26 protein-coding genes are annotated in these 26,374 nt (G+C 35.1%); 3 read left to right on the top strand and 23 right to left on the bottom strand.

Annotated elements, in window-relative coordinates:
* Positions 1 to 37: 37 nt before the first annotated feature.
* From D2K60_RS00335 to D2K60_RS00285, 11 genes are all read right to left on the bottom strand, one after another.
* The gene (locus tag D2K60_RS00335; RefSeq protein ID WP_117168014.1) at positions 38 to 835 is read right to left on the bottom strand and encodes an MBL fold metallo-hydrolase; all 798 of its coding nucleotides are present in this window, start codon (positions 833 to 835) and stop codon (positions 38 to 40) included.
* Entirely contained in the window at positions 832 to 1,776 is a 945-nt protein-coding gene (locus D2K60_RS00330; protein ID WP_162880651.1) for a two-component system regulatory protein YycI, read from the bottom strand. Before D2K60_RS00330 ends, D2K60_RS00335 begins: the two co-directional genes overlap by 4 nt.
* The gene (locus tag D2K60_RS00325) at positions 1,757 to 3,100 is read right to left on the bottom strand and encodes a YycH family regulatory protein (RefSeq protein WP_117168012.1); all 1,344 of its coding nucleotides are present in this window, start codon (positions 3,098 to 3,100) and stop codon (positions 1,757 to 1,759) included. The genes D2K60_RS00330 and D2K60_RS00325 overlap by 20 nt, the downstream gene beginning before the upstream one ends.
* The gene (gene walK, locus D2K60_RS00320) at positions 3,097 to 4,923 is read right to left on the bottom strand and encodes a cell wall metabolism sensor histidine kinase WalK (RefSeq protein WP_117168011.1); all 1,827 of its coding nucleotides are present in this window, start codon (positions 4,921 to 4,923) and stop codon (positions 3,097 to 3,099) included. Before walK ends, D2K60_RS00325 begins: the two co-directional genes overlap by 4 nt.
* Before the next feature lie 5 nt (positions 4,924 to 4,928).
* The gene (yycF, locus tag D2K60_RS00315; RefSeq protein WP_117168010.1) at positions 4,929 to 5,630 is read right to left on the bottom strand and encodes a response regulator YycF; all 702 of its coding nucleotides are present in this window, start codon (positions 5,628 to 5,630) and stop codon (positions 4,929 to 4,931) included.
* 156 nt (positions 5,631 to 5,786) lie between these two features.
* The gene (locus tag D2K60_RS00310; protein ID WP_240335199.1) at positions 5,787 to 7,220 is read right to left on the bottom strand and encodes a peptidoglycan DD-metalloendopeptidase family protein; all 1,434 of its coding nucleotides are present in this window, start codon (positions 7,218 to 7,220) and stop codon (positions 5,787 to 5,789) included.
* A 326-nt stretch (positions 7,221 to 7,546) separates the two neighbouring features.
* On the bottom strand, positions 7,547 to 8,833 hold the full coding sequence (locus D2K60_RS00305) for an adenylosuccinate synthase (RefSeq protein WP_117168009.1): 1,287 nt from the start codon (positions 8,831 to 8,833) through the stop codon (positions 7,547 to 7,549).
* Positions 8,834 to 9,079: 246 nt separating this feature from the next.
* Complete coding sequence (gene dnaB / locus D2K60_RS00300) at positions 9,080 to 10,447, bottom strand: replicative DNA helicase (RefSeq protein ID WP_117168008.1); 1,368 nt, start codon at positions 10,445 to 10,447, stop codon at positions 9,080 to 9,082.
* 93 nt (positions 10,448 to 10,540) lie between these two features.
* Positions 10,541 to 10,987, bottom strand: a complete 447-nt coding sequence (gene rplI, locus D2K60_RS00295; RefSeq protein WP_117168007.1) for a 50S ribosomal protein L9 — start codon at positions 10,985 to 10,987, stop codon at positions 10,541 to 10,543.
* Positions 10,984 to 12,960 carry a DHH family phosphoesterase gene (locus D2K60_RS00290; protein WP_117168006.1) on the bottom strand — a complete coding sequence of 659 codons (1,977 nt, stop codon included), beginning with the start codon at positions 12,958 to 12,960 and terminating at the stop codon, positions 10,984 to 10,986. The genes rplI and D2K60_RS00290 overlap by 4 nt, the downstream gene beginning before the upstream one ends.
* Positions 12,961 to 12,990: 30 nt before the next feature.
* Entirely contained in the window at positions 12,991 to 13,932 is a 942-nt protein-coding gene (locus tag D2K60_RS00285) for a YybS family protein (protein ID WP_117168005.1), read from the bottom strand.
* A 278-nt stretch (positions 13,933 to 14,210) separates the two neighbouring features.
* On the opposite strand from D2K60_RS00285, the gene D2K60_RS00280 reads away from it, so the two are divergent.
* Positions 14,211 to 14,999 (top strand): HAD family hydrolase, encoded by a 789-nt coding sequence (locus tag D2K60_RS00280; RefSeq protein ID WP_117168004.1) that lies wholly within the window; start codon positions 14,211 to 14,213, stop codon positions 14,997 to 14,999.
* Positions 15,000 to 15,063: 64 nt separating this feature from the next.
* Positions 15,064 to 16,437, top strand: a complete 1,374-nt coding sequence (locus D2K60_RS00275) for an MATE family efflux transporter (RefSeq protein WP_117168003.1) — start codon at positions 15,064 to 15,066, stop codon at positions 16,435 to 16,437.
* 82 nt (positions 16,438 to 16,519) lie between these two features.
* Here D2K60_RS00275 and D2K60_RS00270 read toward each other — a convergent pair whose 3' ends face one another.
* The 7 genes from D2K60_RS00270 to D2K60_RS00240 all read right to left on the bottom strand — a co-directional run bounded on the left by D2K60_RS00270 (position 16,520) and on the right by D2K60_RS00240 (position 21,133).
* Complete coding sequence (locus D2K60_RS00270; protein WP_117168002.1) at positions 16,520 to 17,068, bottom strand: GNAT family N-acetyltransferase; 549 nt, start codon at positions 17,066 to 17,068, stop codon at positions 16,520 to 16,522.
* Between the two features lie 190 nt (positions 17,069 to 17,258).
* Complete coding sequence (rpsR, locus tag D2K60_RS00265) at positions 17,259 to 17,489, bottom strand: 30S ribosomal protein S18 (RefSeq protein WP_117168001.1); 231 nt, start codon at positions 17,487 to 17,489, stop codon at positions 17,259 to 17,261.
* A gap of 27 nt (positions 17,490 to 17,516) precedes the next feature.
* Complete coding sequence (ssb, locus tag D2K60_RS00260; RefSeq protein ID WP_117168000.1) at positions 17,517 to 18,011, bottom strand: single-stranded DNA-binding protein; 495 nt, start codon at positions 18,009 to 18,011, stop codon at positions 17,517 to 17,519.
* Positions 18,012 to 18,023: 12 nt separating this feature from the next.
* Positions 18,024 to 18,314, bottom strand: coding sequence for a 30S ribosomal protein S6 (gene rpsF / locus D2K60_RS00255; protein ID WP_117167999.1), 291 nt, complete (start codon positions 18,312 to 18,314; stop codon positions 18,024 to 18,026).
* 177 nt (positions 18,315 to 18,491) lie between these two features.
* The gene (gene ychF, locus D2K60_RS00250; protein WP_117167998.1) at positions 18,492 to 19,592 is read right to left on the bottom strand and encodes a redox-regulated ATPase YchF; all 1,101 of its coding nucleotides are present in this window, start codon (positions 19,590 to 19,592) and stop codon (positions 18,492 to 18,494) included.
* A 263-nt stretch (positions 19,593 to 19,855) separates the two neighbouring features.
* Positions 19,856 to 20,050, bottom strand: coding sequence for a DUF951 domain-containing protein (locus D2K60_RS00245; protein WP_420818798.1), 195 nt, complete (start codon positions 20,048 to 20,050; stop codon positions 19,856 to 19,858).
* A gap of 63 nt (positions 20,051 to 20,113) precedes the next feature.
* Positions 20,114 to 21,133 carry a YkvI family membrane protein gene (locus D2K60_RS00240; protein ID WP_117167997.1) on the bottom strand — a complete coding sequence of 340 codons (1,020 nt, stop codon included), beginning with the start codon at positions 21,131 to 21,133 and terminating at the stop codon, positions 20,114 to 20,116.
* A gap of 84 nt (positions 21,134 to 21,217) precedes the next feature.
* Between D2K60_RS00240 and yyaC the strand changes: the two genes are divergently transcribed.
* Positions 21,218 to 21,814, top strand: a complete 597-nt coding sequence (gene yyaC, locus D2K60_RS00235; RefSeq protein WP_117167996.1) for a spore protease YyaC — start codon at positions 21,218 to 21,220, stop codon at positions 21,812 to 21,814.
* 42 nt (positions 21,815 to 21,856) lie between these two features.
* On the opposite strand, the gene D2K60_RS00230 is transcribed toward yyaC, so the two are convergent.
* From D2K60_RS00230 to rsmG, 5 genes are all read right to left on the bottom strand, one after another.
* Positions 21,857 to 22,567, bottom strand: coding sequence for a DUF554 domain-containing protein (locus tag D2K60_RS00230; RefSeq protein WP_117167995.1), 711 nt, complete (start codon positions 22,565 to 22,567; stop codon positions 21,857 to 21,859).
* Positions 22,568 to 22,670: 103 nt separating this feature from the next.
* Complete coding sequence (locus tag D2K60_RS00225) at positions 22,671 to 23,510, bottom strand: ParB/RepB/Spo0J family partition protein (protein ID WP_117167994.1); 840 nt, start codon at positions 23,508 to 23,510, stop codon at positions 22,671 to 22,673.
* A complete protein-coding gene (locus D2K60_RS00220) occupies positions 23,482 to 24,264 on the bottom strand; it encodes a ParA family protein (protein WP_117167993.1) in 783 nt (260 codons plus the stop codon). The genes D2K60_RS00225 and D2K60_RS00220 overlap by 29 nt, the downstream gene beginning before the upstream one ends.
* A 138-nt stretch (positions 24,265 to 24,402) precedes the next feature.
* Positions 24,403 to 25,254, bottom strand: coding sequence for a nucleoid occlusion protein (gene noc, locus D2K60_RS00215; protein WP_117167992.1), 852 nt, complete (start codon positions 25,252 to 25,254; stop codon positions 24,403 to 24,405).
* A 351-nt stretch (positions 25,255 to 25,605) separates the two neighbouring features.
* Positions 25,606 to 26,319, bottom strand: a complete 714-nt coding sequence (gene rsmG / locus D2K60_RS00210; RefSeq protein ID WP_117167991.1) for a 16S rRNA (guanine(527)-N(7))-methyltransferase RsmG — start codon at positions 26,317 to 26,319, stop codon at positions 25,606 to 25,608.
* Between the last annotated feature and the right edge of the window lie 55 nt (positions 26,320 to 26,374).

The raw sequence follows: 26,374 nt of genomic DNA, 5'->3' as shown, positions 1-26,374 counted from the left end.
CATTTCTTACCGATAGTTTGTCTCGATTATCCGTATTTTAAACTACCTTATAGAGAGAAGTTGGTGATGTTGGATCTGTATCAAAAATATCTATACCATTCCCAATTGAGAATCCGGCTTCTCGCAACTGATTTTCAACTGACATACGTGCTAATTCCTTCATATTGTTATCTTTACTTAAATGAGCCAAATATATTCTTTTCGTATTATCCCCAATAATATCCTGTAGCGCTAATGCACAGTCTTCATTTGAAACGTGCCCGGTATCACCTAAAATACGACGCTTCACACTCCAAGGATAACGTCCCATCTGTAACATTGAGACATCATGATTCGCTTCAAATATAAGTGCATCAGAATTTTCAACAGTTTTTTTAATTCGTTCCGATACATAACCAAGGTCTGTAACTAAAGAAACTTTTTTTCCTTCATGATGAAACGTATAGAACATCGGCTCAGCCGCATCATGTGAGACACCAAATGATTCCACATCGATATCTGCAAATGTTTTTGTTTCTTCCATATTAAAAACAAATTTTTGATCGAGTGTAATTTTTCCTATCGAACCTTCCATTGCCTTCCACGTCTTTTCATTTGCGTAAATTGGCAAATTGTATTTACGCGCTATGATACCTAAACCTTTAATATGATCACTATGCTCATGTGTCACTAATATCTTTGTTAGTTTATTCGGATCAATTGAAGACTCTAAAAATAACCGTTCGATTTGTTTTCCACTTAACCCTGCATCAACTAAAATATTTTCTTTATCTGTCCCTATATAAAAGGCATTTCCTGAGCTACCCGAGGCTAATACCGTAAATCGTAATGTCATTCTTCCTTCACCCCAATACTTGCATTAGCTATCTTGATTAAGTTTTGCTCTATATTTTCAATTAGCTCTTCTTCTTCATCTTCTTCTGTTTGAATAAACTGAAACTCACTCATACCAGCATTATTTATTACCTCTTGATATGATTCAATCGTTGTTTTTATAAATTCATTATCTTGGGGATAGGCATGCCCCCCAATTGCGTTCACAAAATAGTTATCTGTTTCATCAACTGTCACGTTCCAAGTTGGATTTAATATTTGTAGTCCATTTGGTAAAGATGTCACGTTATAATAACCTAGTGCCACGTCTGTCACGGTATCTCCTTGTTCTAGAGAGCCAGCATTATGAAATAACCTTGAGACAGCATCAATTTCCGTAATTAAATCTCTGGCTTCTTCCTGTTCTTCTTCTTGTACTAATTTTGTTTGTACATACTGTATCATTTCATCATCATCATTTAATTGAATGAGCAATAATGCATTTTGGTTAAAATAAATTGGTTGTTCCATTGTCTGAAAGAAAAGTAAGCTATTTGATTTTTCATCTTTACCCCAATACGTATATTCTCCACTATTTAAAATTAAACTATTTAGAGATTCCATATTCACTCCTGCATCATCTACTGAAATAGGGATTGGCGCATCAAATTGTCCAAATAGATAGATATCGTCAACTATCACATTTTTTTGATTGGCGTATTGTTCAAGCCTTATACTATCTTCGGTTGAAAACGATTGATTCACTGCATAGAACAAGGGCGCTTCTTCTGTTTCTTCAGATAAATCACTCAAGCCATCGATATTTAATGCCAACTGTTCTTCCTTTGTAGACTCAGAAATAAAGGCTACGTCCTCTTGCTTATCAAGTAACTGTTTAATAAGAAAAATATCTAAAACCAGAAAGCAGACTATAAATAGTGATTTAATTTGTCCCCATTGCACTATTTTCGCCTCCTAACATTTCACCAGGTATAATCAATTCTTCCCAGCCACTAATTCCTTCTACATACCATGTTGGAATTAATTTATACGCTTGATCATCTTCTTCTTTTTCAATTTCATAACCTACAGTAACGTCATAAACGGTTTTATCACTATACGTATTTCCATCTAAAATGCGGAGAACCGTATCCGTATCTACTAACGTTGCTGGCACTTGCCCTGTTCCAATTCTGTTAACTAATTGAACAATCGGATGACTGTATACGGAAGGATCTTGATTATGCCAATTGACAGATATGGTTGATAATGATTCCAACTCATAAATTGGATACCCTTGATAAGCCAAGTTATATTCTACTAAATTGGTGTTTGCTGATGTTACTAATTCTGATAAGAAAAATTGAAATGGTTCATTAAATGTAAAACCATTGTGCTTATTTATAAATTGGTGTACTTGATCAAATAATTGATATTGGGTAACCGATTCTTCTAATGCTTGTACATCATTTATCGGATTTGAGAAATTGACACTGTATCCTTCTTCTATCGTCATTTCTCTCGTACCATCTGTATAAAACTCTTCTCCTCCTACAGCAGTAGAGCTTCTAACTGATGATGGTATATTAAACAATAAATTACGAAAAGCCTCACTGTCTAAGTTTTTATATGGGAAGTACTCAATTGTTAATGCAATCTCGCTTGGTAAATAAATCGGGAGTCCATTTGCATTTTCCATCGTTTCATAACTGATACTTTCATTGTTTTTTTCATAATCGGTCAGAAGCTCCATCGTTTGATTTGGACTTTGGATTTTTGCACCTATTGCTGTTCCAGTTGCCGTTTTCACAAAAACAATTTGATTCTCCTCTTGATTACTTGATAATGTCATATAGACACGATCAAACGTACTATCTGGAATGTTCCTATCACTGTCAATCGTAAATAAATCAACAATAACAGCTGTAGGTAATTCGGTAGGGAAAATGATCTCTACTTGATTTTGGTTACTTTCTAGTTCATCCATAGGATTGGTTATTACATTAAAATCATATAATGAAAAATTTAAAATTTGATCATAAAGTTCGTTTTGATGATTTTTATCCGCTAGCCCTACTGCTTGCCCTTCTAATTTATAGATAATTTGTGAAGGGCGTACCACATCTTTTTTAGTTAATTGTTTACCATCTAATTGTGCTTCAATTACATCGTCTTCGGAATCACCCTCATCAATGTTTGGTTGATAATTCCATGTTGCAAACGTTAATAATAAACTGGAGAAAATGAGAAATATTAATATAAAAGATTTTACACGCTCTAGATTCATTTTTTAGCACCACGCTTTCGGGTAATGAGTGGTAAAGTAAAGAGAATCGTTGTACCTTTTCCTTCCGTACTTTCAGCCCAAATTTGGCCATGGTGTGAGGCGATAATATCCTTCGCAATTGCAAGGCCAAGTCCCGTTCCACCAACCTCTCTAGATCTTCCTTTATCCGCACGGTAAAAACGATCGAATATTTTATCCAGTTTTTCACGTGCAATTCCAGGCCCTTGATCAGAAATACTTACCCTAATTCGTTGTTTTTCTTTAACAACTCGAAAATTTATGGTCCCGTCAGCTGCCGAGTATTTAATTGCATTGGAAATAATATTATCGATAACTTGGATAAGTTTATCTTTATCCATCCACAAAAACAGACTATCCTTCGGAATATACCGATTAATCGTAACTGACTCTTCCTTATTCATCTCAAACCGATCGAGCACATGGTGGAAAAACGGAACAACATTTACACGTTCTTTATGCATCGTCTGTTCTTTATGGTCCATTTTCGATAATTGCAATAAGTCGTTAACTAATCGAATCATCCGTTCCGTTTCATTTTGTGTTACCTTCAAAAATTGCGGTGCTATTTCTTTATCTTCCCAAGCCCCATCAGTCAACGCTTCTAAATAACTTCGCATCGTTGTAAGTGGGGTTCGCAATTCATGTGAAACGTTAGAAACAAACTCACGACGTTCTTTTTCTTCCTTTTCCTGTTCGGTTACATCACTAATAACCGTAATTAATCCAGTGAAATTTTCATTTTCATCTTGCACGACAGAAAAGTTAGCTTTAATTAAAAACAGTTGATCATCATCACTAAAATCAATTGTAATCGAACCTGCTTCTTGAAAATCCATTAAATCGACGGTTTTGTCCTCTAGTTGGAGAACATCAATAATTGATTCTCCTTTAATTTCTTTAAACGTTTTCGCAAGTAACAAGGAAGCCGGTTCATTCATTAGTGTTACTTTACCTTTTTCATTCGTAGCAAGCACACCATCAGACATATTTGAAAGAACGGAACTTAATTTTTGGCGCTCTTCTTCCGTTGTGTGATTTGCTAGTCTTATTTTTTCATTCATATCATTAAATGTTATTGCAAGTTGCCCAATCTCATCCGTACCATATACATTTACTTTCTGTGAAAAGTCACCTTGGGACATAATAGTTGCTTGCCTTCGCATTTCTGTAATTGGTTTCGTAATCGCCCGCGCCACTAAGATCCCTACAATTGCTGATACAAATATCGCAATTAATGTTCCATTTAGAAAGATACCATTAATATTGTCGACTTGATCGAATACCTCTTCCATTGAAGCTTCTAAATAGATGGCACCAAGCGGTTCATTGTCATCATAAAGTGGTACAATACGGATCAATCGACGTTCACCTGTCTGTTGATCACGTTGCATTTCTATTGTAGCATTATCATAGAGAATGGCAGGACGAACACTGCTATTACCTGTCAATTTTCCAATATCTTCTTCTTGTGTATTTGTACCAATAATTCGGTATTGCCTGTCCAATACTTGCAGCTGGGAAAACTCCTCGCTTTTACCGTATAATTCAACGATCTCCCTTACGTCGGCCTCAAGTGTTGGACCAGTTCCATCTTCTGGTCTCTCTTCGATTAAAGCAGTTACCAAGTTAACACTTAGGACGCCTAATCGTTCATCAATATTATCCTCAAAACTTTTCCTTAAATCAGTTTCTAACCGCTGAGCAAAATAAGATCCTACTACTTGCATCGCCAGTAATAGCAAAAGGATCATAATGATAATGATTTTCCACTGCATCGATTGAAAGATATTAACCTTTTTCATAAAAATTACTCCTGCTCAGGGTTTCGTAAATAATACCCAACACCTCTTCTAGTTACAATCCAAATTGGTGTGCTTGGTGCCTCTTCAATCTTCTCACGTAATCTTCTAACCGTAACATCGACCGTTCGTACATCACCATAATAGTCATATCCCCAAACCGTTTCTAACAAATGTTCACGTGTCATCACTTGACCAATGTGGCGGGCTAAGTAGTGTAACAATTCAAACTCTCGATGTGTTAGCTCCACGTATGTGCCATTTCTCGTAACAGTATAGGCATCTGGATGGATAGTTAGTGTCCCTATTTGAATATCTTTATTTACTCTTTGGTTATCAACTGGCACTTGCTGGCGTCTTAAATTTGCTTTAACCCTAGCAATTACTTCTCTATTACTAAATGGCTTCGTCACATAATCATCCGCACCTAGCTCTAGTCCTAACACCTTATCAATTTCAGAATCTTTAGCAGTTAACATGATAACTGGCATACTATGTCTTTTCCGAATTTCACGGCACACTTCATTACCATCGCGATTAGGTAACATGATATCTAATAATAAAAGATCTGGATTTTCCTGATCTGTTAATCGAACTGCTTCATCACCATCATATGCACATATAACGGTATATCCTTCTTTTTCTAAATTGAATTTTAATATATCTGCAATTGGCTTCTCGTCATCTACAACTAATATTTTTTGACTCATTTTAGGTAAAGCCTCCTTTTACAAACTTACTCACAACTATCATTTTATCGTACTTTAGCTTAAAAGTCTTTTCTTTAACATGGGAAATACAATTAAAACCCTTGTAGCAATTTGCGACAAGGGTTTTAGCTCTAATTAAACAGATTTTATAATGTTTTAAAATACGCTTGCTGGATCAATTCGATTACCATCTTTGTATACTTCAATGTGTAAATGAATGCCTGTTGAGTTACCTGTTGTACCCATCACACCAATTTGACTCCCTTGTGTAACTGTTTCACCTGAGCTTACACTAATAGAAGATAAGTGTGCATAAATTGTTTTATAGCCATTATTATGATTAATCACAACTTTGTTACCATAGCCTCCGCTATCCCAGCCTGCTGATTCTACTTTTCCATTATCAGCTGCTAATATTGCTCCATTACTAGGACCTGCGATATCCATGCCTTTATGGTAGGAACCCCATCTTTCTCCCATATGACTAGAAATATAACCACCAACTGCTGGCCAGACAAAGTTTCCTGAGCCTCTCGAAGATTCAACTTTCGTACCTTCAACTATAATTTCTTTCGTTGCTTCTTGCGTTACTTTTTCCGTAATAACTTCTTTAGAAACAACATCTCCATTAACAATCTCTATTGCATATTGTACTTCTTTTTTACCATCTTGACCTTCTTGCTTTATTTCTTCCTCACCTTTATATAAATCATCGGATTGTTGTACTTCTTTTTCGTACACAATCTCTTCTTCTATTAATTCTTCTTTGGTCACCACTACATTAACAAATGGTGCATATTCTGTTACATTCAATTCTTGTCCAATTTGTAATACCGTATCTTCTGACAAGCTTTCATTCAAATCTAGTAATTTCTTTGTAGCTAAATCATATTGATCTGCAATCGATCCTAGTACATCACCTTCTTCTACCGTGTGTACTTTATCTAATAATGTACCTTTTTCTAGTAGTTCAATACCTTGATCAATCGTTAAAACTACATCTTCATTAACCTTTTCTTCTTGATAGGTAACTTCTTCTGATAATTCTACGGCTAAGATAGTAGAGTTACCAACAGCCAATGTTGACGTTGTTTCATCATCTGAATCTGTATCAGCATTCTCTAGTTTTTCTAATACTTCTCTATCTACATATTTTTCTTTATATTGCTGTAAAGCTTTCTCAGCATCTTCTTTATCTTTAAAATAACCAGCTACTTGATCACCGATTTGAAGCGCATATGCATTCACTTGGATTGCTATATCTTCTTCAATCTTCGTTAATACATTTTCATTAGAAGCGTCTGGATTAAATACGCGTTCTGGAACGTAGGAGATTTCCTGTTTCGTAGCGTAATCGTATGTCTCATTAGCCTCTTCACGGGCAGTAATTAAATCATCTATATAAGAAGTAATAACCTCTTTGTTGTCAATTTTACCAATGTGGTCTCCATCCATATATACATGGTAGACCGTAGAAAGTTCTTCATCAGCGGCGTACGCAACGTTATATGTTAAAGCCATACCCAAAACAGTTAGTAATGCGGTTTTTTTTAATAATCCAGGTTTACTAGATTTCATATATCTTCTCATTATCATAATCCTCCTACGGTTCCTTGATCTCTCTATCATATCTATTAATTTGAGACCTCCTATAGGCTACCACAGAAGCATTCTATATTTAAACCCTTTTTAAACAATTGTAATAAAACTGTATAACTGTAACCAATTACCCCCTATTAACAGTTAATTTAGACAATAATTTACGTTAATTCATTAAAAAAAGCGTTTTTTTTAACAAAAATTGTCTGTTTTATTACAATTGTGTTATAGGCTTATTCTCCTATTATTTTAACTCTATCGCATTTTACTATATACAAAATAAAAAACCTACCAAATTTACTTGGCAGGTTCTACTTTTAACTATATACACTTCTTACTTCATTCGTTTGCATCCGGTCAGGACCAACTGAGAAAATAGACAATGGAATCTGTGTTAATTGTGAAATACGTTCCAAATAATGACGTGCATTCTCTGGAAGTTCATGTAAACTTTTCACACCTGTGATATCCACATTCCAACCAGGCATTTCTTCATAAATTGGTTCACAATCTGCTAATACTTTAAGACTAGCTGGAAATTCTTCCATCACAGTTCCTTTATAGCGATATGCAGTACAAATTTTTAGCGTTTCAATACCTGTTAGTACATCAATTGAGTTTAGTGATAAATCGGTAATACCACTGACACGACGAGCGTGTCGAACAACTACACTATCAAACCAACCGACACGACGTGGTCGACCAGTTGTCGTACCATATTCGTTTCCAATTTCCCGTATTCTATCTCCCGTTTCATCATGTAACTCTGTTGGGAAAGGACCATCTCCGACTCTTGTCGTATACGCTTTTGATACGCCAACTACATGATTAATTTTTGACGGACCTACACCAGAACCAATTGTTACCCCACCAGCGATAGGATTAGAAGATGTTACAAATGGGTATGTACCCTGATCAATATCTAACATAACACCTTGTGCACCTTCAAATAAAACACGACGTCCTTGATCAAGTGCATCATTTAAAACAACAGATGTGTCGACAACGTATTTAGCTATCTCTTGTCCATATTGATAATATTCTTCCAAGATATCTTCTACACGCATTTCTTCTATTTCATACACTTTTGAAAACAAGCGATTTTTTTCAGCTAAATTTTGTTCTAACTTTTCACGGAAAGCTTCTTTATCCAATAGATCCACGATACGAATCCCTACCCGTGCTGCCTTATCCATATAAGCAGGACCAATACCTTTTTTTGTTGTACCTATTTTATTAATACCTTTTTCTTCTTCTTGTAACGCATCTAATCTTAAATGATACGGTAAAATAACATGTGCACGATTACTAATTCGTAAGTTATCTGTGCTAACACCTTTATCATGTAAATATTTTAACTCTTCTTTTATTGCCTTTGGATCAATCACCATACCATTACCAAGTACACATACTTTTTCTTTGAAAAATATTCCAGAAGGAATCAAATGTAATTTGTACGTTATACCATCAAACTTAATTGTGTGTCCTGCGTTATTTCCACCTTGATATCGTGCGACTACTTCTGCGTTTTGAGACAAGAAATCAGTGATTTTACCTTTACCTTCGTCTCCCCATTGCGTTCCTACTACTACTACTGATGACATATTAGGCACCTCCGCCAGTTGTATTTTATCAAATTACTTATCTTTTTATTCAATAGACCCGTAAAACTTTTTTCAGAAAAACACGCTAGCCTTAGTTTATCAATCTAATATGCTCGTGTCAATCAATTAGGCGAACGTTTTCGTGTTTTTCAAATAATTCGTTCGACTTTTAAAAAGATTTCCTGGGAAATAAAAAATAAGAGACAAGCATCTTTCATGCTTGTCTCTGTATGAATTATTCTATTGTCAGGCTGGAGGTATATCTGATTCATCATATCGATGATCTAAGTCAACAAATTTATTATATTCTTTTACAAATGCAAGTTCTACTGTTCCGACTGGACCATTACGTTGTTTAGAAATAATAATTTCAATGATGTTTTGTTTTTCTGATTCTTGATCATAATAATCATCACGATATAGGAATCCAACAATATCCGCATCCTGCTCAATACTTCCTGATTCACGTAAGTCTGACATCATTGGTCGTTTATCTTGTCTTTGTTCTACTCCACGAGAAAGCTGCGAAAGTGCGACTAACGGTACATTTAATTCACGTGCTAAACCTTTTAATGACCGTGATATTTCTGAAACCTCTTGTTGACGGTTTTCTTTTGCGTTGCTTGCACTACCTTGAATAAGCTGCATATAATCTATCAGAATCATACCTAGACCATGTTCTTGCTTTAATCGTCTACATTTAGATCTAATTTCGTTAACACGAATTCCTGGTGTGTCATCAATAAAAATACCAGCATTAGACAGACTACCCATCGCCATCGTTAACTTACCCCAGTCTTCCGGTTCTAAGCTTCCTGTACGAAGCCGTTGTGCATCGATATTACCCTCTGCACAAAGCATACGGTTTACTAGCTGTTCAGCACCCATCTCTAAACTAAAGATTGCCACGTTTTCATCCGTTTTAATCGCTACATTTTGCGCAATATTTAATGCGAATGCCGTCTTACCTACAGAAGGTCGTGCCGCAACAATAATTAAATCATTGCGTTGGAAGCCAGAGGTGATTTTATCTAAATCTCTAAAACCAGTTGGTACACCTGTTACATCTGCATCGTTATGATGTAGTTGTTCAATATTGTCATATACATCTATTAAAACATCTTTAATATTCTTAAATGCACTTGCATTCTTTCGATTGGAGACTTCCAAAATGTTCTTTTCGGCCTCACTTAATACTTCATCTACTTCATCTTCTTTTGAAAAACCATCTGTAACAATATCGGTTGCCGTTCGAATTAAACGACGTAACAGTGCCTTTTCTTCCACAATTTTATTATAATAACCAATGTTCGCTGCGGTTGGAACTGCATTGGCTAGATCACTTAAATAGGAGACACCACCAATTTCATCCAGTAATTTTGCATTTGATAATGCCGTCGTCACCGTTACCAAGTCAATTGGCTCTCCCTTATCAGTCAGTTGCATCATAACCTGAAAAATTCGTTGGTGACTAGCACGATAGAAATCTGATGGTATTAATAATTCTGTAGCAGAAGACATTGACTCTGGTTCTAAAAATATAGCACCTAATATTGCTTGTTCTGCTTCAATATTATGTGGTGGTGTTCGCTGTTCGTTCCATTCCTCACTCATGCAATTCCCCCCTTTATGAAATCAAATAGACAAAGGAATGGGAGGAATTAATCCTCCCACTCCTTTTTTTATCAATTAAATTAACTGTATCTTTTATACTTCTGTTACGTGTACTTTGATTATACCAGTTACTTCTTGATGAAGTTTTACAGGTACATTTGTTACGCCTAAAGAACGTATCGGAGCATCTAGCTCGATTTTTCTTTTATCCATTTTAATATTATGTTTTTTCTTTAATTCTTCAGCAATTTGTTTACTTGTTATCGAGCCAAATAGATTACCATGATCTCCTGATTTAGCTGTTAATTCAACTTGCATATTCGCTAACTTCTCTTTCAACTTTTCTGCCTCATCCACTTCTGCTTGTTCTAGACCTTTTTCTTTATTTTGCTTGGCCTCTAAACCTTTTAAATTACCGGGGGTTGCTTCAACAGCCACATTATTTTTCAAAAGATAGTTACGGGCATAACCATCCGAAACGTTTTTAACTTCACCCTTTTTGCCTTTTCCTTTTACGTCTTTTTGAAAGATTACTTTCATTCTTGTTCTCCTCCTTCAATTGATTGATCTATAATCTCTTTTAATTGCTCATAAGCGTCTTCTATAGAAGCGTCATCTAATTGTGTTGCTGCATTTGTCAAATGACCGCCACCATTCATCTTTTCCATGATTACTTGGACATTTATATCACCAAGTGATCTAGCACTAATACCAATACGTCCATCCTTTCGTTCGGAAATGACGAAGGAAGCAACAATACCTGTCATTGTTAAAAGTGTATCAGCAGCTTGTGCGATAATAACTGGACCAAATGCTTTTCCAGGGGTACCTAATGAAATTGCAATATTATTTTTATATATCGTTGTGCTCTCAATTAAATGGCTTCGTTGAATATAAATATCTAAATCTTCTTTCATGAAGCGTTGCACCAATACGGTATCTGCACCCTTAGATCGTAAATAAGAAGCTGCATCAAAAGTACGGGAACCAGTTCGTAATGTGAAACTTTTGGTATCAACAATAATTCCTGCTAATAGTGCAGTTGATTCAAGCATGTTTAACTTTAAGGTATCTGGTTGATATTCCAACAATTCAGTTACCAATTCAGCCGTTGAAGATGCATATGGTTCCATATATACAAGTGTTGGATGATCGATAAATTCCTCAGCTCGGCGATGGTGATCAATTACAACAACATATTCCGTTTTACTTAATAGCTTCTCTTCTGCAACAAGCGAAGGTTTATGTGTATCTACAACTACCAATAGCGTGTTTTTTGTAACAATATCAAGTGACTCATCTGGTGATACAAAGTGAGACCACAATGTGTCCTCTTCTTTAATCTGTTCCATCAATCGCTGTACACCTGTATCAATATCATTTTCATCAACAACGATATAGGCGTCAATATCACTGGCTTGTGCAATTTTTAATATACCAATTGCCGCGCCGATCGAATCCATATCAGGTGCTTTATGTCCCATTATTAGTACTTGATCACTTTCTTTCACTAATTCTTTTAATGCGTGTGAGATAACACGCGCTCTCACCCTTGTTCGTTTTTCCATGGGATTAGTTTTCCCACCGTAAAAGCGCACTTTACCTGATTCTTCTTTGATGACAACCTGATCTCCACCTCTGCCTAGAGCAAGGTCTAAACTGGACTGCGCCAGTGTTCCTAGAGCAGGCAGTGAATCTCCACCTAATCCTACACCAATACTAAGTGTAAGTGGTACATTTTTATTATCTGAAATTAACTCTCTTACTTCATCTAAAATTTCAAACTTTGATTTCTCTAGTTCTTCCACAATCTGTTGATTCATTACTGCTAAAAAACGTTCCTGAGATATCCGTTTAAGATAAATACCATAATCCATCGACCACTCATTTAAAATCGCTGTTACACGGGAATTAATTTGACTCTTATTTGTGTCGTCCATGGCTTGTGTTATTTCTTCATAGTTATCTAAAAAGATAACACCTAGAATCGTTTGTTCGTTATGGTATAGATTTTGAATTTCTGTTTGTTTCGTTCGGTCAAAAAAGTATAATAATCGTTCTTCTTTTTTGACTGCAACTTGAAAATCATACGTTTCAATTGGGACCCAAATTTCTTCTATGTTTTCTTTAACCTTAGTCATAAGATCTGAAGATAACTGACTTAACGGTTGCCCAACAAATGACTCTTCATTCGTAAATCTATTCATATATGGATTCGTCCACTCAATTTTGTAATCTTCACTATATAAAACAATACCAATCGGCATTTCAAGTAATGCTTCTTGCCCTACTTTTTTCACTCTGTGAGACAAAGTCGTAATATACTCTTCTGTCTCATTTAGCAAAGTTCTTTCCGATCGAATACTATAATATAAAGAAGCAACTAATATAAATGTCATAAAAATTCCAAGCATCCATTGGAAAAACCAAATGAACCCTAATAATAGGAATGATAGTCCATATATAATCCATATATGATTGCTTAATGTTGGCTTCTTAAATAAATCAGACATATTTGTCAGCTCCTACATCCAGACAAGCACTCATTTTTTGTTCTCAAACCTTTCTCTTAAACCAAATCCTACGTCAATTATACCTAAAATACGGAACATATAAAGTCCTGCAGGCAAAATAATGACACTACCAACAATAATTAAGATCGGAATTGCGATATTTAATTTCTTTTTATATGAATAAAATAAAACAAATGACAGACCTTGCAGTGTTAGTAATAAACCTACTAAATTCGTTACATTCATTACACCGACAGCTAAGCTACTTGTAGGATCTAATTCAAACCATGCAAACAATATTGCGAAAAAATATATCCAAACAACCGATTTTGGTAATAGAAAGAATTTAAAAGGTGGGAATCTTAAATTCCTATCTTCACGCCAATTCAGTATTTTATAGCTTATCCATTGTGTAACAAAACCTATACCTAGCGCACAAATCACTAATATAGACGGCAAAAGCGTAGTGATTTTCAGCATTTCCTCTTTTATTAAAGCCATTTCATTAGAGGATAACTCCATTCCTAATGATATTACCAAACTTTCTGTCGTGGCAATCGATTCTTGCACCATTCCCTCATATTGATCAATAATGTTAATTTGAGCAACGAGCTGGATCATTAAAAATAAGGCTAACAAGCCCATTGTTATTCCGACTGTTCCAAATGCCCATGTTTCATATGCGTTCCTTTTTTTATAAATTGCCTCTCCTATCATCGTACCGCCTAAAACGGAAAGAATAGTTAATGGTAAAGAGATAACAAAAATAAGTAATAGTGCTAAAGGTGTTACAAAACCTCCTAAAATTAACGAAGCTTTATATCCATGGTGCGCAGCATAAATCACAAATGGAATCGGCAATAAAAATAGTGTTACTAACTCAATTGCTGGTACCAATACGGTTACAAATAGCAGTAAACCATAGATAGCGCTTAATAGCACACCTTCCCGCACTTTCTTTGAATCATACATTCTTACTAACACCTCATTATATTTCCTTCTATTAGCTTAGAAAAAGCACAGCTACAGGGCTGTGCTTTTGAATAGCTTTTTTATTAACACTATAAAATATTCTTTTCCAGCAAAAAAACGCTTTTTTTGCTTTCTATACGATTATAAACGATAATAAGGAAAAATGACAAATGATAGTTTTTCCTATCGCACTTTTGATTTTATTTCATGAAAAATTCTCAATCACTCACTATTCTTGCTATACTATTATCATACCATATTTGTAAAGGAGACTTTTAATGATTACTACCATCTTTTTCGATCTTGATGATACATTGCTTTGGGATAAAAAAAGCATCCAACAAGCTTTTCAAAAAACATGTGAATTAGCTAAAGTAAAATATGACATTAATGAAAATACTTTAGAGGAGGTTGTTCGCTTAGAAGCACGTAATTTATATGAGGGCTATCATACATATGACTTCACTCAAATGATAGGTATCAACCCATTTGAAGGCTTATGGGGTACCTTTGATGATGAGCAAGACATGTTTCGTGAGATGTATAACATTGTGCCTAACTATCGAAAAGAAGCTTGGACTAATGGTTTAGCAGCACTTGGCATTAATGATCCAAGCTTTGGTGAACAATTAGCAGAACAATTTATTAAAGAACGTGAACAAAACCCATTTTTATATGAAGAAACATTTTCTGTTTTAAAGAAGCTTAAAAAGGACTATCAATTACTTCTACTAACAAACGGCGCACCTTCTTTGCAACAAAGAAAGCTAACTATAACGCCTGAACTAAGGGAATACTTTGAATATATTGTTATTTCTGGTGATTTTGGTAAGGGCAAACCTGATCCAAGCATCTTTGAACATGCTCTAGAACTTTCAAATGTAAGTAAAGAGCAAGCGTTAATGGTTGGCGATAATCTAATGACAGACATTCTCGGATCGAACAGAGCTGGAATTAAAAATGTATGGATTAACCGTGAGGATAAAATAGCAGAAGAAGTTACACCAACTTATGAAATTAATCATCTTGAAGAACTATTTACTCTGCTTGATAATTTGAACAAATAAGTTAACTCTTCATTTAACTTAACTTAAAGAATTATAAAGCGTAGAAATTATACGGGGGAATCACATGTACCATGCAGAATCATTAAAAGATAAAACACGTTTATTTCTTTCCATTATGTGGCCTATTATGATCACACAACTCAGCTTAGCTGCAATGAACCTTGTGGATACCATGATGTCTGGTCGTGTTGGAACGAACGACTTAGCTGGGGTTGCTATTGGGGCAAGTCTTTGGATGCCTATTTTCGTCGGTATTAACGGTGTTATGTTAGCTGTGACGCCAATCATTGCGCACTTAATGGGCAGTAACGAAAAACACAAAATACATCAAACAGTGACACAGGCGCTCTATTTAGCTGTCATAATGGCTCTGATTGTTATATTAATTGGTGCTATGCTACTTCAACCAATTCTAACATTTATGGACTTAGATCCAGCTGTTCATCACATTGCGTTTCATTATTTAGTTGGACTCTCCATTGGTATAATTCCTTTGTTTATAACCAATGTGATACGCAATTTCTTTGATGGACAAGGTTTCACCCGAATTACCATGTTTATTACTGTTCTTGCTGTTCCATTTAATGTTTTTTTAAATTATAGTTTAATTTTTGGTCGCTTTGGGTTTCCAGAACTTGGTGGGATTGGCGCGGGTTATGCTACCGGATTAACTTTTTGGATTATTTTATTTGCCAGTGTCTGGATGACCTTTAAGTTGAATGTTGTTAGGGAATACAACTTGTTAGTTAAATGGGTCAAACCTTCATGGAAGGCTTGGAAAGAACAGCTTTCAATAGGAATACCTATGGGACTTTCTATTTTCTTTGAAGCAAGTATTTTCTCGGTTGTAACTCTATTAGTTGGGATTATGTTCACGACTATTGCCATTGCAGCGAATCAAATCGTCATCAGCTTTACGTCATTGATTTTTATGATTCCTTTAAGTATTTCAATGGCCTTAACTATTGTGGTAGGTTATTCGGTTGGTGGAAAAAAATTACAGGCAGCGAAACAATACAGCTATATCGGGGTTCTAGGTGGAATTGGGATCTTAGCAATTGGCGCTGTCTTCCTCTTCTTTTTTAATGAACCTATTTCATATCTATATACAAAGGATCCTGAAGTTGTACAGTTGGCAAGTCAAATATTTATGGTCGCCATTATTTACCAACTATCCGACGCTGCACAAGCAGGGTTGCAAGGCGTACTTCGAGGCTATAAAGATGTGAAACTACCGTTTTATATTGCATTCGTCTCTTATTGGATAATTGGAATTCCTAGTGGTTTCCTTCTCTCCAAATATACGGACTTAGGTCCTACTGGATTTTGGATTGGTATTATACTCGGATTAAGCTTTGCTGCGATTGGATTTCTACTTAGATTACGAATCGTTTACCAAAGGGCAAAAAAAGTCGCGATTGAAGATGGTCATATGTAATTCAACAGAAGCACTATTGACTAGTGATTACAGATAATCTGATGCATCCTTTAAGAGGAAGCATCAGATTTTTTTCTAGCCTTCAATCCGTTGATAACACTGAATAGATATGATGGTCTTCAAACTTTCCATTAATTTTTAGTTGATCACGCAAGGTCCCTTCTTTCGTAAACCCACAATGTTCTAACACATTAATTGATCCTTTATTTCTCGGCATAACACCCGCTTCAATTCGGTGAAAGTCTGCTTCTTCAAACGCGAACCTAATTGCGAGCTTGACTGCTTCTGTCATGTATCCCTTTCCTTTATATCGATGATCAAGACCATAGCCAATCATACATTTCTCTGCTGTCCCTCTTTCAATGAAGAAAAAAGATACCGTTCCTACTAGTTGGTTGGTTCCATTAATAAAGATACCGAATTCATATCCCTTATCCTCTTCCCATGCCTTTTGATCTTTTTCTATCATTTCTTCGTGCTTTTCTAATGTGAAAAAGTCATCCTTTTTATCAACAGGAGAGTAAAGATCAAATATCTCCCTATTCTCTTTATTCATATCTAATAATACTGTAGCATCCTCTTTTTGTAATGCTCGAAACGTAATATTTGTTCCAGTTAATTCACTTTTCACTTTCTTCCACTCCTAACATTTCGTTTCCTAATATCTATTGTAATAGAATTTATAGAATGTTGCCTATTTTTTAAACTAGAAGTACAACTTCTACTAGTTTAGTAGCTTTACTATAAAACAAAAAGCCTATCCTTCTGCTACTGTCTAAATTAGACAGTAGCCAAAAGATAGGCTTTTCATCTTCAACAAATCAATCAGTCACGTATGGCAATAAAGCCATTTGGCGCGAGCGTTTGATTGCTCTTGTTAATTTACGTTGGTATTTTGCAGAAGTACCTGTTACACGACGAGGAAGAATTTTTCCTCTTTCTGAAACAAATCTTCTTAGTAAATCAACGTCTTTATAATCAATGTGTGTTATGCCATTTGCTGTGAAATAGCATACCTTACGACGTTTTGGACGTCCACGACGAGCTACCATAAGAAAGTCCTCCTTTATAATTAAATATTAAAACGGTAAATCATCATCTGATATATCAATTGGCTCTCCGTTATCTTTAAACGGGTCCGATTCATTTTGGTTTGAATTCGAATTATTGGTATTAGAAGACTGGTTTTGGTCCTGGGCTTTATTATACCCTTCCATACCTTGTCCACTATTCTGAGAATTAGATCCTCCGCTACCTTTTGACTCAAGAAACTGAACAGAATCTGCTACAATTTCTGTGACAAATACGCGTTTTCCATCTTGTCCTTCAAAGTTACGAGTTTGCACACGACCATCTACACCCACAAGACTACCTTTACTCATAAAATTAGCCAAGTTTTCTGCCGGACGTCTCCATACGACACAGTTGATAAAGTCTGCTTCTCTTTCCCCTTGTTGGTTAGAAAACGGGCGATTGACTGCTAAGGTGAAATTAGCTACTGCAACGCCATTTGCAGTATAGCGTAAGTCTGGGTCTTTCGTTAACCTGCCTACAAGTACGACACGATTTAACATGAGATCCCCTCCTTATTTGTCGTCTTCGCGTACAGCTATGTGACGAATAATATCATCACTAAACTTCGCTTGACGATCAAATTCATTAATTGCTGTTACATCGCCTATAAATTTAATCAATACATAGTAACCATCACGAAAATCATTGATTTCATAAGCAAGTCTCTTCTTGCCTTTTTCTTCAACTTTTACGATTTCCGCTCCATTATCAGTAAGGATACTGTTAAAACGCTCAATTAAAGCTGTTTGCGCTTCTTCCTCAATGTTTGGGCGGATGATGTACATAATCTCATAATTTCTCATCCGTTTGCACCTCCTTTTGGTCTTAGCGGCTCCTTTTTGGTATAAAGGAACAAGGAGTAATTTCATTCATTACTCACAATCAAGAATTATACCAAACTTTATGAAAAAGCGCAACTATAATTTGAGCATTACTTCCTTCTGTAATAATTATACGTTTACTTTTATAATGATCCAGGCTTACACATTGAAACGGAAATGTATTACATCGCCGTCTTTCACCAAATAGTCTTTTCCTTCTAATCGCACGTTTCCTTTTTCCTTAGCACCAGCCATCGAGCCACCTTCAACTAGGTGATCATATGAAACCGTTTCTGCGCGGATAAACCCACGTTCGAAGTCTGTATGGATAATAGCTGCAGCTTGAGGAGCTTTGATTCCTTTATTAAATGTCCAAGCACGTACTTCTTGTTCGCCCGCCGTGAAATAGGTTGCCATTCCTAACAATTTATATGTTGCTTTAATTAATTGATCTAGACCTGACTGCTCTATTCCTAACTCTTCTAGGAACATCTCTTTCTCTTCCCCGTCTAATTCGGCAATTTCTGATTCTACTTTTGCACTGATTACAATTACTTCTGCAGTCTCATTTTCAGCAAATTCACGTACCTTAATTACGTTAGGGTTTGTATCTGCTTCTAAAAGTTCATCTTCGGCCACATTTGCAACGTATAATATTGGTTTACTCGTTAACAAATGCAATCCTTTTATTATCTTTTCTTGATCTTCTGTAAAACTTACTGATCTTGCTGGTTTTTCATTTTCAAATGCATCATTTAATTTAGTTAAAACATCAAATTCTGCAACTGCTTCTTTATCCTTTTGTCTTGTCATCTTTTCAACACGTTGCATTCGTTTCGTAACTGTCTCTAGATCTGCTAGAATTAATTCTAAATTAATTGTTTCAATATCAGAGATTGGATCTACTCCTCCTGATACGTGTGTGATATTTTCATCTACAAAACAACGAACAACATGACAAATAGCATCTACTTGACGAATATGAGATAAGAATTTATTTCCTAATCCCTCCCCTTTACTTGCACCTTTTACAATACCTGCAATATCAGTGAATTCAAAAGCTGTTGGAATTGTCTTCTTTGGTTTTACTAATTCAGTTAGCTTAGCTAATCTTTCATCTGGTACTTCTACGATACCTACATTAGGGTCTATTGTACAAAACGGGTAGTTTGCTGCCTCTGCCCCAGCTTGTGTGATTGCGTTAAATAAAGTTGATTTACCCACGTTAGGTAAACCAACGATTCCTGCTGTTAATGCCATAAAAACTTCCACTCCTTAAGGATATACCGCTCATATGAACGTTTCAGTCATACCAATTATAAATACAGTCATTCAAATTGACAAGTTATTAAAATTTGAATTTAACTGTTCTTTGACTTTACACTCTTTATTTTTAGCTACAGTTTATTTGAAAATCGAGATTAGTAATTTTCACAAACTAGAAATATACTTGTTTTTTGTTCCACGTGAAACATACTTTTTGGTGTCTAAGCGTATTACGTGTTTACCAACAACATGACGGCTTACTCCTCTGTTGCCGTTAATACTTTTTTTAATTTACTTTCAAATTTCTTTCTCGGTACAAGAACACTATGTCCACAACCCTCACACTTAATTCGAATATCCATGCCCATTCGAATTATTGCCCATCTGTTTTCTCCACAAGGGTGTGCCTTTTTCATCTGGACGACATCATGTAATTGATATTTTTTCTCCATTATATCATGCCCCACTTCCTACCTAATTTTCTTATTAGTAGCTTATAGTTTATTTTATCATTATCAACTTGTTTTGTATCGATTTATGAGCGGATATAATAGTAAAGTTGCTAATATATATAAATTCAATAAGCCATATAACGGATATAAATATTCAATTAACGTTGAAAAACCGAATTTCGTTAGGGGAATCATGCTTAATACAAGAACTAGCACTATTAACCACAGGGGCGCATTGATCTTATCTCTAATTCTACTTACTAATCCTAATGTTCCTGAAACAGCTGTTGTAAAAATTGCGAGCCATAATAAAACAGACATAAACAAAAACATTGCATATGGATAATTTTTTAAAATTGCAAACAGTGGTATCTCATACACTAATATATCATCTGCAATTTGAACAAGACTATTATTATAGATATAAGATATAAAGCCTAATATGGCACCACTTCCTATACTAGCAAAAACAGCTTCATTTTTTGCTTTTATTTGGTTCCCTATAGCACCTATTACTGCAATTAAGGGCAGAATATTTAATGATGTGAATGTGAAGGCAGCCATCCAGTTTCTTTGTTTATCAATCGAAAATAGGAGTGTTAGATCTTCTTTAAGGATGAAGGAAATAAGTACACTTATTAAACCAACTAATAAAAGCGGCAAAATAAAACTGTTTATAGACAGAATGCCGTCTATATCCCAAATAAACACGAGTATCAGAGGAACAACTATTAATATAATGCCATACCAGTATGGATATTGAAATGCCTCAACAGTCACACCACTTCCGGCCAACATAATTACCGTTGTTGAAAAAAGATAAATAACAATCATTGCATCATATAGATGTGCAAAACGCTTTCCGACAAGTACCTTTAATACAGGAAGATATTGCGTTGTTTTTTTTTGGAAGCTGATAATTAAAATCGAATAACAACAAATAGAAAACAAAATAGTGAACAACCCTATAGCTAGTCCACTTTCCGCACCAAAAAATTGCCACAATTCTCTTCCAGACGCATAACCAGCACCTATCATTGTACCTATAATTAAAAAAATCCATTTCATTCCTGCTTTAAACATTAGATTCACTCCTATTTTCAAAAGATGTATAGAATCATTCAAAAATCCGTATACTAATAAAAATATGTTATAGGAGTGAAAGCTATGAATCTAAAAGAAGTAACGTTAGAGAAAACAGAAAAAAGATTCCATTATGATGACACACTTGTATACCGTTCACTTAGTCAAAGCATTTACCAATGGCTACCTTCTGAAGCATACGAATTCATCATTGTCTGTATTGGAACAGATCGATCCACAGGGGATTCTCTTGGCCCCTTAACAGGTACTTTGTTGAATAAATGGCAACATCCTCACTACACTGTATATGGCACTCTAGAAGACCCTGTACATGCCGTCAACTTAAAGGAAAAATTACAAAAAATAAAATTGAAACATAAAAACCCTTTTATTATTGCAATAGATGCTTGCTTAGGGAAGAAGGACTCAGTTGGCATGATCACAACCGGTATCGGCACTATCCAACCTGGTGCAGCTTTACAAAAAGACTTACCACCTGTTGGTAACATTTATCTAACGGGTATTGTGAATATTAATGGCTACATGGATTATATGGTTTTGCAAAGCACTCGATTACATCTTGTAATGAACATGGCAGAAACAATCGCTAAGACTTTACACCACCTACATCATTACCTTTGTTATCCTTCTCTTGAAAGAAAAAAGATAGACACCATTTGAAATAGTAGAAATGGCTTCTATCTTAATTATTCTATAATATGATCACCCTAATAAGAATTGATATATTGTATATATAATACCTACCATAAACAGTGATGGTAATAGATTAGCTATACGAATACTAGTAACGTTTAGCATATTTAGACCTATTGCGACAATTAATAGACCGCCTGTTGCTGTCATCTCTACAATGAATCCTTCTAACAAAGCCGGTGGAATCCATTTTTCTATTGTTGTTGCCAATAAAACAATCGTACCTTGATAAATAACAACTGGAATTGCAGACAGGATAACACCAAACCCTAAAGTAGTAGCTAACACCAATGAGGTGAATCCATCTAATATTGACTTTGTTATTAATACACCATGATCTCCTCGTAGCCCGCCATCTAACGCTCCTATAATTGCCATTGCTCCTACTACAAAGATCAAAGATGCTGTAATAAATCCTTGTGATATTTTTGAATCTACTTTGTTACCACTTATAATAGATTCGACCCAAGTACCAATTTTATTCAGTCTATTCTCTATATCTATTACTTCTCCTAGTATTGCGCCAGTCATAATACTTAACAATACAATTATAATGTGATTGACTTGTAAGGCCATTTGCAAGCCAATCAGTATGATAGTTAATGCTATACCACTTAAGATTGTTTCTTTGTACCTTTCAGGTATTTTCCTAAAAAATAGGCCTAGTACTGTTCCAATTATAATAGCTATTCCATTAATTATTGTACCTAGTAAAGCCATACTTACCCCACCCGCCTATCATTGTTCCACGTGAAACAATATACTTTAAAATAGAAATAAAGCCTGACAGATCGGCTTTATTTCCCGTTGTCAGACTTTATTTTTACTGAAATAGCTCTAAGATTCTATCTAGATCATCGTCCGAAAAGAATTCAATTTCAATTTTTCCTTTTCGCTTACCTTTATGGATTTTTACGCCTGTTCCTAATTGATCACGTAAAATACCTTCTCTTTCTGTGATAAACAAATCTTTTTTCTTTGGTTGTTGTTTTTGTTCAGGCTTTTTATCATTTAGATGATTCACAAGCTGCTCTACTTGTCTAACATTTAGACTGTCATTTCGAATTTTATCTATTAAAGGTTGAAGTTTATTTTTATCTTTTAAACCAAGAATAGCTCTTCCGTGACCCATTGATAGCTCTCCATTATTAATTAAGGCACTAATGGTCGTTGGGAGGCTCAGTAAGCGTGTTAAATTCGCTATATGAGGCCTGCTCTTACCTAATCTTTTAGCCAATACTTCTTGTGTAATATTAAATTCTTTCATCAGATTAGCATAAGCTTGAGCTTCTTCAATTGGTGTTAAATCTTCACGTTGTAAATTCTCTAATAAGGCTAACTCCATCATTTTTTGATCCGTTAATTCTTTAACAATAACCGGGATTGTATCAAGACCTGCTTCTTTTGCAGCACGGAATCTTCTTTCACCAGCGACTATTTCATAGCCCTTAATACTATCTCTAACAATTAAAGGCTGCAATATACCAAATTCCAAAATTGATTCCTTTAATTCTTCAATAGCATCTGCTTGAAATGTCTTACGGGGCTGATATGGATTGGGTCGGCATTCTTTAACCGAAACTTGAATTACTAATTCTGATTCTTTCTCATCCTCTAACTCTGGGAAAAAAGCATTAATTCCTTTCCCTAATCCTCTCTCCATTTGCAATCACTTCCTTTGCTAAATCAAGATATACTTCAGCACCTCTAGATTTCGGATCATAAAGTATAATCGGTTTACCGTGACTTGGCGCTTCTCCAAGACGTACGTTTCTAGGTATAATTGATCGATAGACCTTATCTTGAAAATACTTTTTCACTTCGTCTATTACCTGTATACCTAAATTTGTTCTTGCATCTAACATTGTTAATAATACGCCTTCTATCATTAATTGTTTATTCAAATGTTTTTGGACAAGTCGGATAGTATTTAATAACTGACTTAAGCCCTCTAAAGCATAATACTCACATTGAACAGGAATTAATACACTATCAGCAGCTGTTAATGCATTGATAGTCAATAATCCTAGTGATGGTGGACAATCAATTATAATATAATCATACTGATCAATAACTGGTTCCAATGCCTTTTTCAAGCGAACTTCTCTTGAAATAGTTGGAACAAGCTCTATTTCTGCTCCAGACAGTTGAATCGTTGCTGGAATAACATCTAAATTTGCCACCGCTGTAGGAACACATACTTTTTCAGCATCTAAGTCCTCAACCAATACATTATAAATGCATTCATCCATGTCAGCTTTATTAATACCCACGCCACTAGTTGCATTCCCCTGTGGATCTATGTCGACTAATAAAACTTTATAGTTAAAATAAGCTAAACAAGCACTTAAGTTAACTGATGAAGTAGTTTTTCCTACGCCGCCTTTTTGATTGGCTACGGCAATTACTTTTCCCATGGTGTCACCTACCTAGTTATAACTCTATATTTTATATTCTATCACTTTTTTAACAAATAAACATTGGTAAATAGTTTTGTTTTTTCATATCAAAGAAAAAATCCCAACCTTACGTTACTCGAAGACGGGATTTTTTCTTTACTTTTTTTTCTTTGGAATTTTGATTGTGATTTGATAAAAATCGTCATAATCTTGTTCTTCTGTTTCTAAATCAATTCCAGTGTCCGTTACCATGCTCAGCGATTGACGTATTGTATTCATAGCAATGCGCATGTCTTTATTCACACCTTTTAATCTCGGTTTTTTCTTTTTAGGCGTGTCATCCATTAGTTTTGCTATTCTCTCTTCTGTCTGTTTAACATTTAGACTTTTTTCAATTATTTCAGCTAGTAATTTTTCTTGCTTTTCTGGATCTTTTAATATAATTAATGCTCGTGCATGTCTCTCTGTTACTTTTTTCTCTAATATTGCAATTTGCACGACCTCAGGTAGCTTTAATAATCTTAGTTTATTAGCTATCGTTGATTGGTTTTTACCCAAACGTTGCGCTAAAGCCTCTTGGGTTAAGTCATGGATCTCTAACAAGCGACTGTATGCTTTCGCTTCTTCAATCACAGTTAATTCTTCTCTTTGCAAGTTTTCTATTAATGCAACAGAAGCCGTTTCTGCCTCAGTCATCGTTCGAATAATTGCTGGTACAGTTTCCCATTCTAAAAAGGTAACCGCACGCCATCTTCTTTCACCAGCAATCAACTCGTATTTTTTCTCTCCATCTTCCATTTTTCGCACAACAATAGGTTGGATCATACCGTGTGTATGAATCGTTTGTGCTAGTTCTTCTATCTTTTCTTGATTGAAAATAGCACGCGGTTGATACCTATTTGGTGCAATATCCTTAACCGGAAGTTGGAATACTTCATCTGGAATATACTCCTCCACTTCTTCAGATTTATCACCTATGCCAAATATTCGGCTGAACGGGTGTAACATGAACAGACACCACCTTTATATTCCTACTTAACGTACGTATGAAATATGAAGTATCGGTCATTGATCACCAATACTTCATAACTAACAATACGTTTATTAGTGAGGTAACTTTAATGAATTGTTTCACGTGAAACAATTCATTACTCTATTACGATAAGAATAGTCTTGAAACGACTGTGTATCCCTCTAGTTTCTTATCTACGACGTTATATTCTACTATTATTCTATCACACATTACGCATAAAGCGTAAGATTGTATAGCAGAAAACACGAAAAATTTTACTAGATTTCAAAGTAAAACAAAGATAGTACTGATCTCTTCAGCACTATCTTTGTTTTCTACCCTTTTCATTACAATGAAGCTTTATTAGGAACTCCCGGTTTTCGCGGGTATTTCTTTGGTGTCTTTTTAATTTTATCAATTATAACAATGTTACGCTCACCATTATTATCAGGTAAGTCAAAGGTGTGAATAGTAGAAACTTCTCCACCCAAAAGCTCAATTGCCTTTTTCGCATCAACTAACTCATCCTGGGCATTTGGGCCCTTCATCGCAATGAATGTTCCAGCAGTTTTACATAATGGTAAACATAATTCACTCAAAACTGATGTTCGTGCAACGGCTCTTGCCATTACAACATCGAACGATTGTCTATATTCTTGATTGTTACCAAATAGTTCTGCTCTGTCGTGGTAAAAGGTAACGCCTTCTAATTCTAACTGGTTAGCTAAATGATTTAAAAAGTTAATCCTTTTTTGTAATGAATCAACAATTGTAACGTGTAAATGCGGAAAACATATTTTTAATGGAATACTAGGAAAACCTGCACCTGCTCCCACATCACAAATACGAAGTTCTTTACTGAAATCAAAATAAAACGAGGCCGTAAGAGAATCATAAAAATGTTTCAGATAGACCCCCGCTTCATCAGTAATTGAAGTTAGGTTTATTTTTTCATTCCATTCAACTAATGTTTGAAAATAAATATCAAATTGATGTTTTTGTTGATCAGATAGTTCTATTCCGTGTTCCAACATTTTTGCAGCAAATGATTCGGCATTCATCGACATTAAATTCCTTTCTATTTGGAAACAAACGTATCAAAACGCTTGCTAATGC

This window comes from Paraliobacillus sediminis, from assembly GCF_003426055.1.
This window is presented reverse-complemented; position numbering and strand designations above follow the sequence as displayed.